The sequence below is a fragment of the Thermoleptolyngbya oregonensis NK1-22 genome (assembly GCF_032705245.1).
In the GTDB taxonomy this organism is placed as follows: Bacteria; Cyanobacteriota; Cyanobacteriia; order Elainellales; family Elainellaceae; genus Thermoleptolyngbya; species Thermoleptolyngbya sichuanensis.
In genome coordinates this window covers 1,238,442-1,250,164 of the sequence record NZ_CP053540.1, presented here as the reverse complement: position 1 = coordinate 1,250,164, position 11,723 = coordinate 1,238,442, and the positions used below count along the sequence as shown (strand labels likewise).

The following is an 11,723-nucleotide window of genomic DNA, read 5'->3' as shown; positions in this document are numbered from 1 at the left end:
CACGATCTTTTCTAGCTTTGATTTGAAAGACAGGGTAAAGAATGACGCTTATTTCTGTTAGCGATGGTCAGTGGGGATTTCTTAAGGGAAACACGCTTCAAGCGCGTGGTACAGGACGGACATTTCTGGATATTGCCCAGTCCAAGGACGGCAAAATTTTTGCGGTGACTGGCTCCAGCCTCTATCGCTTGAACCGTTCTGGACAGTCCAGTTTTGTTGGGTCTTTGGGCATTGGCTCAATGAACGCGCTGGGTTTTGATGCCAAAGGGAATTTATTTGGCGCTGCGGGTCAGGGGTTTTATCGGATTAATCAAGGCACGGGTCAAGCAACCCTCATCAGACGAATTCCGGGATTTTCGAGCAGTGGGGATATTGCTTTTGATGCCTCTCGGAAACAGTTTTTTGCCACCAGTCGATCGCCCGGATCATCTTCTGATGTGCTAGTTTCTATCACGCCCAAAGGCAAAGCGAGACGGGTGGGCAATATTGGGTTTAGCGATGTGTATGGGTTGAGGTTCGATCGGGGAACGCTGATTGGCTATACAGTACGCAATCAGGAAATCTCGATTAATTTGGTTACCGGAGCGGGTCGCTTCCGGCGCGTGGTTCGTGTTGGAAGTTCTGTAACGTATGGCGCAGCCTAGTATTCAATGCTGTCGTCGCGTGCCGAATCTGGTCTGCACTGCTTAACTTACCTCGGAACTTACCTGGTTTCCGAATAAGACTTCTGACTGCGATCGCCCTTCGGTTTCTTCTGGGGCAGCCAATCACCAGACTATAAGAACCACATCCCCAATGGCTCTACGTGCCTCTTTCCCCAGTTCTAAATCCTAGAACCTGCTCCCAGCGCGATAGAATTCCAGTACTAGGGCAGTACTAGGGCAGGCGAAAACAGAAGGAGCGTGTGATTATCACGGTTGCCAGTTTCAAAGGAGGCGTGGGGAAAACGACTGCGGCGATCCACTTGGCGGCGTTTTTGCAGACGCAGGGCGAAACGCTGCTGATCGATGCCGATCCGAATCGCTCGGCCACCGGCTGGGCCAAGCGGGGCAGCTTGCCCTACGAAGTTGTGGATGAATGGCGATCGCCCCAGCGAGTCCGCAACTTTAGCCATGTGGTGATCGACACCCAGGCGCGACCCGTGCAGCGCGATTTGGAACTGCTGACCGACGGCTGCGACCTGCTGATCTTGCCGACCACGCCCGACGTGCTGGCGATGGATGCGCTGGTGCTGACGCTGGAATGCCTACACACCATTGGCGCAAACCGCTATCGCATCATGCTCAACATCATTCCGCCTAAGCCCAGCCGAGACGGAGAAACCGTGCGATCGCTCTTGCAAGAATCGGGAATGCCTGTGTTTGCGGCTGGCGTGCGGCGGCTGGCGGCGTTTCAAAAAGCAGCACGGGCGGGCATTCCAGTATATGAGGTGAAAGATCCCCGCGCCGCCGACGGCTGGCAAGATTACATATCCGTCGGTGAGGAAATGCTGGAGGGCTTTGGCGGATGACGACTGACAGACCGGACTTTGCGAATCCTGACAGTGCCAGCCTGAAGAGTCGTCTTTGGGGACATTTGCAGGCAATTTCGCGAGAGCGCGACCCTTACCTTGCTAGCGAAGGACATTTCTACGTCCAGCAATATATCCAAGCATTCCTGACGCAATTTGGCGCAGTCGAAACGCAGCCGTTCACCATTCGTGGCCAGACGCATCACAATCTTCTGCTAAAGTTGCCAGGACAGCAGATGGCCCGTCCGCCCATCCTGATTGGCGCACACTACGACGCAGTACCCGGTTCGCCCGGGGCGGACGACAATGCATCGGGGGTGGCGGTGCTGCTGGAACTGGGGCGATCGCTCTCTGCTCAACCCGCCCGTCATCCCGTCTGGCTGATCGCCTTTGACCTGGAGGAATTTGGGCTATTGGGCAGTCGCCACTGTGCCGAACAGTTCCACGCCCAGGGGCAGCGGCTGCGGCTAATGCTGTCGCTGGAAATGCTGGGCTATTGCGACCCACAGCCGGGTTCACAGCGCTATCCGGCCGATTTTTTCTATCGGCTCTATCCCAGCCAGGGCAATTTCTTGGGGCTGGTAGGAAGTCCCGCAACCCTCCTGGATATGCAGCGCCTCAGCCGCAGCCTGCGCCAGGTCGGTCAAGTGCCTGCCCACTGGTTTCCTGCCCCCAATCGCGCCAGCGCCCTGCCCGACCTGCGCCGCAGCGACCACGCCCCTTTTTGGGATCTGGGCTATCCCGCTGTGATGCTCACCGACACCGCCGACCAGCGCAATCCCCACTATCATCAAGCCAGCGATCGCCCCGAAACCCTCGATCTGGATTTCCTGACGGGCGTTTGCCGGGGTCTGGTGGATGGGATTCAGGGCCTGTAGGGAGGGTTGATTTTGGATTTTAGATTGGGGATTTTGGATTTTGGATTGGGGATCGCAGGGTTTGCAGCACATCTGGTGATTTGGCAGACCCTAGCCGCCTAATTCGCGCGATCGCCCTGCGGCAGCTTTGACCGCTTCGATCAGGGCAGAGCGGAGGCCGGCTTGTTCTAGAGCAGCGATGCCTGCAATGGTTGTACCGCCGGGGCTGGTGACGCGATCCTTCAATTCGCCAGGGTGGAGGCCGGTTTCCGCCAGGAGTTGGGCTGTGCCGCGCACGGTCTGGATGGCAAGCTGAGTGGCGATCGCCCTAGGCAGCCCAGCCGCCACGCCGCCATCGCTCAGCGCTTCTACAATCAGCGCCACATAGCCCGGGCCAGACCCAGAAAGCCCCGTAACGGCATCCATCAGCGACTCAGGCACGTCTACGACTTCGCCCACGGCCTGAAAGATTTGTCGAGCCTGCGCTAGGTGGCTGGGCTGGGTGTGCCGACCTGGGGCGATCGCCGTCATCCCTGCGCCCACGGTGGCCGGCGTGTTTGGCATGGCTCGCACAACGGGGCAATTGGGAAAGCCAGCCTCCAGTTTATGCAGCGGAACCCCTGCCAAGATCGACAGCACCAGCATCGACGACGAGGCCGTGGGGAGCGCCTGAACCACGGAGTCAAAGACCTGCGGCTTGATTGCTAGCAGCAATACGTCGGCGTGCTGCACTGCGTCGGCATTCTCCGCCGTCACCTGCACGCCATATTCTTCTGCCAAATACTCGCGCCGTGCCGCCGCAGGTTCCCCAACCGTCACCTCATCCGACGCGCACACGCCCTGATCTAGCAGGCGAGACAGCAGCGCCTCTGCCATCACGCCGCCACCAATTATTCCCAGCTTCACGGTTGCCTCCTTTCTTGCTCTGGATGTCTCGCTCTGGATGTCTCGCTCTGGGTATGCTGCCCTGGTTCAAACAGCACAAGACCCAGACAGCACAAAACCCCCTTCAGCCAAGCTCCAGAACGGCCGGATTGAGCAGCCGTTGCAAAGCAGCCAAAAGGGGGAGATTGCGAGTGCGACCTCTGAAACTTAAGCCATACGAGCTTGCGGATCTGCGCCCCAGGTCGGAGCGGGAGAGGTCATCGGGCGACCAGGACGCATGGGCTGCTGGAGCGGGATGTCCGCAGGCGGGTTGAGCTGGGTGCTGACCTGGACGCAATTGGGCGTAAACAGGAAAATGCTCTCGCCGATTCGCTCCTGGTGGCCGTCGATCGCATAGGTGCCGCCCGCCAAAAAATCGACCGCTCGCTGTGCCTGATCGGGGTCCATGATGGTCAGGTTTAGCACGACAGACTTGCGCTCCCGCAGGGCGCGAATTGCCTGGGGCATTTCTTCAAAGGTGCGGGGTTCCATGACCACGACTTCAGACATGCCGTTTACACCGGGCATTCCAATCACGTTGCTCATACCGGAGCCAACATCAGTGGTCATCAGCGGGCGATCGCGCATCCGGCGACGGCGCGGTTCTTCTTCGACGAGCGGCTGGACGTTCTCTTCTTGATAGAGATTCTGATATTCCTGTCCGTCCATTTCGTCGTACTCATATTCATAGTCGGCCGGATCATTCAGGCCCACAAAGTCACGCAGCTTAGAAAAAATGCTCACAGGTCACGCTCCATCACATAACGTTAATTGGGTTAATTTTTGACAATCCCATCTGACAATCAAAATCTGACAATCAAATCTGACAAATCCGACAATCATGCCAGGGCAAACTCTAACATCGAGTGGAGATTTCAAATCGAGACTTCACACACTCAGGCGAGAGTGCCCTATTAACCCGACCGCGATAAGGCTTAAGCATAAATTAATAATCTAAGCGCTTACCCAACGGGCTTGAAATTCCGCTCAAGTTACTTGTTTTGAGTTCTCAGTATATAACAGATTTAGAAAATCAATCCCCAATTCGGAATTGATTCAAAAAAATTGCCAATGGCACAAGGCGCGATCGCCCTCACAGTTTATCTAACCAATCCAGAATTCTCAAGTCATGGCAGCCTGGTTTAATTTGGCATTTGATCTTATCCCCAGGTTGCACCGATCAGGTTTGTTAATCAATCGAGCAGCCTAGCCGATCTAACCATCCTAGAATGCTGCGATTGCCCGCTTGAACGTCGGTCTTTAAACTCAGAAGCGATCGCCCAAGCGGTAATTCAGCCTGAATCCTAGACTGAGATCAATGCACTTGGGTCAGGTTTGATCAGGAAAACCTATTAATGGCGATCGCGCTTTCCAGTCTGCTGATCAATCCCCTGCAAGATTAGCAACCATCCTAGAAGCAGATGAGACGATTTCCCTATCAGAATTAGCTACGGATCAGGCCCGCTCCACTCAGCGATTTTTCTCGATCGGATCGTAGAAAGCAGGGGTTTACAAAGCCTGCTCACAAAATATCGGGATGCCGAATCGCAAAACCCCACTGCCATAGCTGGAGTGGGGCCTTTGAGCAGCGGCCGCTGCGGACGAACCCAATGATGAATCAGTCATGAATCAGTCGCTGCACCTCCAATCCTCGCTGGTATGGCGGAGGACTGTTTTAGCTAGAAGGTTTAACGAGAAGGTTTAACGAGAGGACGGAGGACTGTTTTAGCCAGAAATTTAGCCAGAAATAGAGTTGGCCCAGTCCTTGGCCCAGTGCAAGTTTTGCTGCACACGCTCTGGGGTGGCGGCTTCCGAATAGAGGCGTAATACGGGTTCTGTGCCGCTAAAGCGGATCAGCAGCCAGCTTTGATCTGCCAGACGAAACTTGTAGCCGTCGATATCCAGAATGCTCAGCACCGACTGTCCGGCGATCGCCTGGGGGGGCTGGGTCTTGAGCTGGTTCAACAAGCGCGATCGCACGTCCATACTGGCCAGGGGCAGATCGATGCGGTCGTAAGCAGAGGTAAAGCCCGTTTTGGCTTGCAGCGCGGCGTATTGGTCGCTCAGATCCATGCCGCTGTCTACGACGGCTTCCAGCACATACAGGGCCGACAGCAGCGCGTCGCGTTCGGGAATGTGGTTGCCGTAGCCGATGCCGCCGGATTCTTCGCCACCCAGAAAAACCTGACTTTCCAACATGCGGTCGGCGATGTATTTGTAGCCAATCGCAGTTTCATAGACGGGCAGGTTGTGCAGCTTGGCAACCAGGGGCATCAGATCCGAGCCGCTGATGGTTTTGACGATTTCACCTGTGAAGCCGCGATGGGTAGCGAGGTGCTGAATCAGCACCGGAATCAGCACTTGAGAACTCAGGAAATTGCCCGCGCCATCGACGGCGGCAATGCGATCGCTGTCTCCATCAAACACCAGCCCCACCACTAGCTCATCGGGCGATCGCCGCTCATAGGTTCGGATTTGGTGGAGCAGGTCGGGCAAGTAACGGGGCAGGGGTTCTGGTGCGCCGCCGCCAAACAGTGGGTCTGCGCTGCCGTTTAGCTCATGAATGGGCGTGCCCAAAAGCTGCTCTAGCCCGCCCGACGCTGCGCCGTGCATCACATCGGCAAACACGGTGAGCTTGCCCGTGGCGATCGCCTGCCGCAGTTTTTCCACATCCACCTTGGCCCGCAGCCCTTCGCAATAGCTCGTCCACGGGTTAAAGGTTTGCAGCGTCCCCGGCTGCTCTACGGAGGGAAGCTCCTGTCCCAGCAGCGTCTCAATCTTTGCCGTCACCTCCGGCGGAATCGACCCGCCAAAGCCTGCCTTCACCTTCAGCCCCGAATAGGCCGCAGGATTATGGCTGGCAGTAATCACCACGGCTCCCAGGGCGTTTTGCTGCTTTGCCGCCCAGCTAAAGGCCGGCGTTGGCGCAAAGGATTCCGACAGCAACACGTCATAGCCCGCTTTTTGTAGCGCCTCTGCCGCCACCTGAGCAAACTCCGGCGACAAAAAGCGGCGATCGTAGCCCACAATCACCAGGCGATTTTGGGTTTGTTCACCATACGTCTGCTCTAGGGCGATCGCCGCCCGTGGCGCAACCTGCATCACCCGCTCAAAGGTAAAGTCTGCTGCGATCATGCCGCGCCAGCCGTCCGTCCCAAAGGAAATGGGCCGCTGGACAAACGCAGAGGGAGAAAGTTGACCTGCCATAGGATGTCTGGAAATTGGGGGACTGCAAGGACCAGGAAAAAACTGAGCGCATTGCGCCAATCTGCACGCTGCCGTTCCAGCAGCACATTGCAAACTGCCACTCAGAGCAATTCTATGCAGGAAATCCCGTATCCGCCAGACCAGTTTCCAGCATTCACGCCAATTTTACGAAGATTTTCAGAGCAATTTCACCCAATCTCGCCAGTGAGCAAATCCTTCATGAGCAATCCTTCATGAGCGATCCTTTTGTCAATTCGCCTGAGTTGCCCAAGCCACCCCATGAATGAAACTGAATGAAACTGCTAAAAGCCCCGCAATCCAAAAATCGCCAATCCAAAATCCAAAATCAATATGCCTTCCCCAATCAGCGCAATAGCCCCGTCCACACTGCCTGGGTTGGGGGCTGAAATCCAGGTCGGTTCAGGAGCGGAGCTATTGCGGTTTGGGGGCTTGAGTATTGTTTCAGCCCTTGCCCCAGAAATTACGCAAACCCAACCCAAAAACTACACAAAGTGATAAGGCGGCAGCGCCTCACTCAGCGCCATGTGCCAGCCAGGACAGCGCGATCGCCACTCTTCCAGTTGCGCCCGCAGCGCAGGCTCCGCCTCTCGACTGACCAACAGGTGCAGCCGCTCTACGCCATCGCGGGGTGCGTCGATCTGGAGCGCGGGATAGGCCTGGGCGATCGCCCCTTTAATTGCTTCCAGTTCTGCTTGCTGCTGCTGCTGGCGATCAAGCTGCTGCTGAAATTGCTGCTTTTTTGCTAGAAAATAGTCGCGTCCGGTTCCAGCAGTCGCCAGCGGGCTTGGGGCAGAAGATTCGGGCGATCGCGGCGATAGTTTCAACGTATATTCGGCCTGCCCCACCAGCCGCGTCAGGGTTGCCTGGTAGCCAGCCGCATTAACGTGCAGATGCTCCAGCAGCTTTTCCTGCGACACAAACTGCGTGCCAAACCGCAGCGGCAGCACAGGAACCTGCTCAAACACCTCGCGAATCACCTGGTCATGGTGCAAGACTGCCCGCATCAGCCGCTCGTCACTCTGCTCCAGCATGGCCAAATCCAGCCCCGGCTCCACGACCGCGCCCACCCCCAGTTCGTGCAACAGCATCAACTCGCCGCTGATGCCCGCCGGTAGCACAATCGACTCGGTTGACTGAAGGACAAACGCATAGGTATACATCAAAACCTTATTGCCCCAATGGAGAGACGCTGCTTAATACTCCATTAATACTCCATTCTATAAGGGCTGGGACGGATGCCATTCCATTAGTTTTCGTGAACGCAACTTGCAAGCGGCAAGCGGCGTTGATGGCGTTAATATTGTGGGTGAGCATTCTCATCAAGAGCCACCTAGCAAGCGTTACCGAGCATCACAATGACGACCCGCTCAATGAAGCCGATTGCGAAAGAGGAAGTTCTGGCTCAGTTGAAAGCGCTCAAGCCCGAACTCGCTCAACGCTATGGGGTAGGTCAGATTGGGGTCTTTGGCTCTGTCGCCAGAAATGAAGCCCATGAGGAAAGCGATATTGATGTCGTGGTGCAAATGCTGCCCGATATTCTGAAACGCGCCAGCCTAAAGGCAGAGTTGGAAGAAAAATTTGGCAGAGATGTAGACGTGATTCGCTATTGGCACGGCATGAATCAATTCCTCAAAGCCAGGATCGATCAAGAGGCGGTGTATGCGTGATCGATCGATACTCCTGGAGCTATTTCTTGAAATTGAAGAAGCAATCAGAAGAATCGAGCGGCGCTTTATAGGAATCGATTCTCCGGGGGACTTTTTGCGCGATGACGCGGGTTTGGATCGGCTAGATGCAATTGCCATGATGCTCATTGCAATTGGCGAGAATGTTCAAAGAATTGATAAGCGTGCAGATAGAGATTTCTTTAAACAGCAACCGAGCATCGATTGGGAAGGAGTCAAAGGAATTCGGAATCTACTGGCGCACAACTACTTCAATATTGATGCAGAAGAAATTTACAAAATCTGCTCTCAAGATATTGAGCCGTTGAAGCGGGCAATTCAAAAAATTCGCAGTGATATTTTCTAATTCAGACAGAACCTACGCGCTTTCGATGAATTTTTCGGATTTTGGATGATTTCTCACAGACAAGGCCCACCAGAAATCATCCAACTGCGTAAATCCTGCCGGAATCAGTTTTGCCAGGGGTTGCCCCAGATTCGGGCTAGATCAGGACAAGCGCCCTACACGTTTGCCTCTTCCTTGACCAGCTTGTCCCAGCCCAGATCCTTCAGCGAGGTGTTTCGGCGCAGCGGGCGGGTCGCCAGTTCCAGGATGTCGCGGGCGTTGGCAAAGCCGTGAATCTGGGCAAAGGTGAACTCCACCGACCACTTAGTATTAATGCCGCGTGCCTCTAGCGGGTTGGCGTGGGCCATGCCCGTGATGACCAGATCAGGATTCAGGTCATAAATCCGCTGAATCTGATTATAGTTGTCGGGCTTTTCCACAATGCGGGGCAGCGGCACGCCCATTTCGGCACAGGTCTTCTCTAGCAGCGCCAGTTCCGCCGCCTGGTAGCGCTTGTCCATATAGGGAATGCCGATTTCGGGGACGGTCATGCCGCAGCGAATCAGGAAGCGGGCCAGGGAAATTTCCAGCAGGTTATCCCCCATGAAAAAGACCGACTTGCCGCGTAGCAGAGAAACGTAATCCTCCAGCCCTTCCCAGATTTTGGCTTCGCGCTCTTCCAGTCCCTTCGGCTCAATGCCAAACACAGAGCAAATTTTCTCCACCCAGGCGCGGGTGCCGTCTGGGCCGATGGGGAAGGGTGCGCCGATCAGCTTGCACTTGCGGCGGCGCATCAGCGTGGTGGCGGTGCGCGACAGGAACGGGTTCACGCCGCAGACGTAATAGCCTTCTTCGATCACGGGCAGCTCCGTAAACCGCTTGGCTGGTAGCCAGCCGGAAACCCGGATGCCCTGCTTCTTCAGTTCCAGCGTCAGTTGCGTGACGACCGGATCGGGCAGGGAGCCGAACAGCACCAGCGGCGGATGGTCTGCATATTCCGACTCTTCGGCCTTCACCTCTTCCTGCTTGCGGCCAAAGTTCAACAATCGCTGCACGGCGTTGCGTTCGGCTTTTTCGGACTCCAGCACGGGTGCTTTGTCGGGGCAGCGGGCCGCCATTGCCGCCAGCACGGTGTCTTCGCCTTGGGTAAAGGCATAGTCCAGTCCGTTGGCGCGGGCCACGACAATGGGAATGCCGATCTCTGCCTCCAGCTTGGGCGCGAGGCCTTCCAGATCCATTTTGATGATTTCGGTGGTGCAGGTGCCGATCCACACGATGACAGACGGATTGCGATCGCGCTTAATCTGTTCACACAGCCGCTTTAGCTCTTCGTAATCGTTTAGCTGGGCCGAAATATCGCCCTCTTCCAGTTCTGCCATTGCATAGCGCGGCTCGGCAAAAATCATCACGCCCATCGCGTTTTGCAAGAAATAGCCGCAGGTCTTGGTGCCGATAACCAGAAAGAAGCTGTCCTCAATTTTTTGATAGAGCCACGCGACGCAGCTAATTGGGCAGAAGGTATGATAGTTGCCCGTTTCACAGTCAAAGTTCAGCGCTTGGGGTTGAGTATCGGCGAGGGTCATGGCGAGTATTGGGGTGTTGGGATGTTGAAGAGGGAAGAGAAGAATTGGGGATTGGGGGCTGGCGTAACGTGAAGTAAACTAGCCATCACTCCGGGCGCTCCGTTAATCCCGCTCTCCCACGCCCGTACAGGCTTCGTCAATTTTGGAAGACAGGCGGACAGCGGGAACCGTGCTGGCGGGCTTGGTTTCGGGCAGGTCGAGGGGCGTTTCGGAGGCGAGGGTGCGGCTGGGGAGCATTTTGGGAGCGTCGTCGTCCAGTTCGTCGAGTTCGTCGTCGGGGTTGAAATTCAGCCCCAGCGCCAGGATGATGCGGTCGGGGTCGTTGCTGAGGTCTACAATCAGCGGCAGCAGGCTCGTCAACTGTGGCTCTAGGGTCGAGAGCGTTCCCAAAATGAATCCAGAGGAGGGTCGCCGCTGTCCGGCACAGTCTACCCAAACGCCCAGCCGCGCGATCCACTCTCGATTTTCGCGATAGTAGGTGAGCCAGGCAATTTTCAGGGACTTGCGGAGGTATTGAACGTTCATTAGGGGTCAGGGTTCGGGAGTCAGGTTTCGAGGATTCAAACTACAGAGTTTAGAGTATCGGGTGGCGATCGCCCCTTCTGTCATCTTCCGCAAAGCTAAAGAATTGCGGGCTTTTCCCTGACCTCTGACCCCCACTCCTGACCCCTCGATCCCTCACTAGACCATCATCAAGTCCAGTTCCTCTTCGGCCCGTTTCGGCGCTTCTTTAGGATTCAAGTAGAAATCAGACAGCAGGCTAAACAGGTCGCGGTCGGGTGCATCGTTGGGCACAACCCCTTCGGGACGAGCCAAAATTTGGTCGGCAATATTGAGGTAATAGTCGCAGACGTAGTTCAGCGAGGGGTCTTTTTCCGCCATCTCGAACAGCGTTTTGCCTTTGACGCGAGACACACGGATGTCTTCGATCAGCGGCAACACCTCCAGGACGGGCATGGGCACGGCTTCGATGTATTTATCAATCAGGTCGCGCTTGGCGGTGCGGTTGCCGATCAGACCAGCGAGGCGCAGCGGGTGGGTACGGGCTTTTTCGCGGACGGAGGCGGCGATGCGGTTGGCGGCAAACAGCGCGTCGAAGCCGTTGTCGGTAACGATCATGCAATAGTCGGCGTAGTTCAGCGGGGCAGCAAACCCGCCACACACCACGTCCCCCAGCACGTCGAATAAGATCACATCGTACTCATCAAAGGCATTTAGCTCCTTGAGCAGCTTCACGGTTTCGCCGACAACGTAGCCACCGCAGCCCGCCCCTGCTGGCGGCCCGCCTGCCTCTACGCAGTCCACGCCGCCGTAGCCCTTGTAGATCACGTCTTCGGGCCACACATCTTCGTAGTGATAGTCCTTTTCTTGCAGCGTGTCGATGATGGTGGGAATGAGGAAACCCGTGAGGGTAAAGGTGCTGTCGTGCTTGGGGTCGCAGCCGATTTGCAGCACCTTTTTGCCGCGACGGGCAAGGGCAACTGAGATATTGCAACTGGTGGTGGACTTACCAATGCCACCTTTTCCATAGACCGCAAGTTTCACGGGCAAGCTCCTGGTGAAGGGATGAAAACTGGAGAGAGGAGAGAAGTAGCGGCGGCAATCGCGGCT

The 11,723-nt window shown here is 56.0% G+C and carries 12 protein-coding genes; 5 read left to right on the top strand and 7 right to left on the bottom strand.

The window, feature by feature from the left end; all coding sequences use genetic code 11:
* Nucleotides 1–41: 41 nt before the first annotated feature.
* The 3 genes from HNI00_RS05395 to HNI00_RS05385 all read left to right on the top strand — a co-directional run bounded on the left by HNI00_RS05395 (nt 42) and on the right by HNI00_RS05385 (nt 2,388).
* The gene (locus tag HNI00_RS05395; RefSeq protein WP_316791365.1) at nt 42–644 is read left to right on the top strand and encodes an SMP-30/gluconolactonase/LRE family protein; all 603 of its coding nucleotides are present in this window, start codon (nt 42–44) and stop codon (nt 642–644) included.
* 260 nt (nt 645–904) lie between these two features.
* A complete protein-coding gene (locus HNI00_RS05390; RefSeq protein WP_316791363.1) occupies nt 905–1,510 on the top strand; it encodes a ParA family protein in 606 nt (201 codons plus the stop codon).
* The gene (locus HNI00_RS05385; RefSeq protein ID WP_316791361.1) at nt 1,507–2,388 is read left to right on the top strand and encodes a M28 family peptidase; all 882 of its coding nucleotides are present in this window, start codon (nt 1,507–1,509) and stop codon (nt 2,386–2,388) included. Before HNI00_RS05390 ends, HNI00_RS05385 begins: the two co-directional genes overlap by 4 nt.
* A 90-nt stretch (nt 2,389–2,478) precedes the next feature.
* On the opposite strand, the gene proC is transcribed toward HNI00_RS05385, so the two are convergent.
* From proC to HNI00_RS05365, 4 genes are all read right to left on the bottom strand, one after another.
* Entirely contained in the window at nt 2,479–3,243 is a 765-nt protein-coding gene (gene proC / locus HNI00_RS05380; protein WP_420156313.1) for a pyrroline-5-carboxylate reductase, read from the bottom strand.
* Nucleotides 3,244–3,459: 216 nt separating this feature from the next.
* Nucleotides 3,460–4,035 (bottom strand): cell division protein SepF, encoded by a 576-nt coding sequence (locus HNI00_RS05375; RefSeq protein ID WP_172353618.1) that lies wholly within the window; start codon nt 4,033–4,035, stop codon nt 3,460–3,462.
* 993 nt (nt 4,036–5,028) lie between these two features.
* Nucleotides 5,029–6,498 (bottom strand): phosphoglucomutase/phosphomannomutase family protein, encoded by a 1,470-nt coding sequence (locus tag HNI00_RS05370; RefSeq protein WP_172353617.1) that lies wholly within the window; start codon nt 6,496–6,498, stop codon nt 5,029–5,031.
* 503 nt (nt 6,499–7,001) lie between these two features.
* Nucleotides 7,002–7,679 carry a GvpL/GvpF family gas vesicle protein gene (locus HNI00_RS05365; protein WP_316791356.1) on the bottom strand — a complete coding sequence of 226 codons (678 nt, stop codon included), beginning with the start codon at nt 7,677–7,679 and terminating at the stop codon, nt 7,002–7,004.
* Nucleotides 7,680–7,874: 195 nt separating this feature from the next.
* Here HNI00_RS05365 and HNI00_RS05360 point away from each other — a divergent pair, with 195 nt between their 5' ends.
* Nucleotides 7,875–8,186 carry a nucleotidyltransferase family protein gene (locus HNI00_RS05360; RefSeq protein WP_172353615.1) on the top strand — a complete coding sequence of 104 codons (312 nt, stop codon included), beginning with the start codon at nt 7,875–7,877 and terminating at the stop codon, nt 8,184–8,186.
* On the top strand, nt 8,179–8,550 hold the full coding sequence (locus HNI00_RS05355; protein WP_316791354.1) for a HepT-like ribonuclease domain-containing protein: 372 nt from the start codon (nt 8,179–8,181) through the stop codon (nt 8,548–8,550). Before HNI00_RS05360 ends, HNI00_RS05355 begins: the two co-directional genes overlap by 8 nt.
* Before the next feature lie 155 nt (nt 8,551–8,705).
* Here HNI00_RS05355 and HNI00_RS05350 read toward each other — a convergent pair whose 3' ends face one another.
* The 3 genes from HNI00_RS05350 to bchL all read right to left on the bottom strand — a co-directional run bounded on the left by HNI00_RS05350 (nt 8,706) and on the right by bchL (nt 11,657).
* Nucleotides 8,706–10,112 carry a ferredoxin:protochlorophyllide reductase (ATP-dependent) subunit N gene (locus HNI00_RS05350; RefSeq protein ID WP_316791352.1) on the bottom strand — a complete coding sequence of 469 codons (1,407 nt, stop codon included), beginning with the start codon at nt 10,110–10,112 and terminating at the stop codon, nt 8,706–8,708.
* Nucleotides 10,113–10,214: 102 nt separating this feature from the next.
* Nucleotides 10,215–10,637: a DUF5331 domain-containing protein gene (locus tag HNI00_RS05345; RefSeq protein ID WP_297075825.1), complete on the bottom strand. Its 423-nt coding sequence runs from the start codon at nt 10,635–10,637 to the stop codon at nt 10,215–10,217.
* 156 nt (nt 10,638–10,793) lie between these two features.
* Complete coding sequence (gene bchL / locus HNI00_RS05340; RefSeq protein WP_297082649.1) at nt 10,794–11,657, bottom strand: ferredoxin:protochlorophyllide reductase (ATP-dependent) iron-sulfur ATP-binding protein; 864 nt, start codon at nt 11,655–11,657, stop codon at nt 10,794–10,796.
* Nucleotides 11,658–11,723 lie beyond the last annotated feature (66 nt).

What these genes read in the sequence shown, in the direction of transcription:
- HNI00_RS05395 (WP_316791365.1), top strand. Translation starts at nt 42, where the DNA reads ATGACGCTTATTTCTGTTAGCGATGGTCAGTGGGGATTTCTTAAGGGA.
- HNI00_RS05385 (WP_316791361.1), top strand. Translation starts at nt 1,507, where the DNA reads ATGACGACTGACAGACCGGACTTTGCGAATCCTGACAGTGCCAGCCTG.
- proC (WP_420156313.1), bottom strand. Translation starts at nt 3,243, where the DNA reads ATGGCAGAGGCGCTGCTGTCTCGCCTGCTAGATCAGGGCGTGTGCGCG.
- HNI00_RS05370 (WP_172353617.1), bottom strand. Translation starts at nt 6,498, where the DNA reads ATGGCAGGTCAACTTTCTCCCTCTGCGTTTGTCCAGCGGCCCATTTCC.
- HNI00_RS05365 (WP_316791356.1), bottom strand. Translation starts at nt 7,679, where the DNA reads ATGTATACCTATGCGTTTGTCCTTCAGTCAACCGAGTCGATTGTGCTA.
- HNI00_RS05360 (WP_172353615.1), top strand. Translation starts at nt 7,875, where the DNA reads ATGACGACCCGCTCAATGAAGCCGATTGCGAAAGAGGAAGTTCTGGCT.
- HNI00_RS05355 (WP_316791354.1), top strand. Translation starts at nt 8,179, where the DNA reads ATGCGTGATCGATCGATACTCCTGGAGCTATTTCTTGAAATTGAAGAA.
- HNI00_RS05350 (WP_316791352.1), bottom strand. Translation starts at nt 10,112, where the DNA reads ATGACCCTCGCCGATACTCAACCCCAAGCGCTGAACTTTGACTGTGAA.
- HNI00_RS05345 (WP_297075825.1), bottom strand. Translation starts at nt 10,637, where the DNA reads ATGAACGTTCAATACCTCCGCAAGTCCCTGAAAATTGCCTGGCTCACC.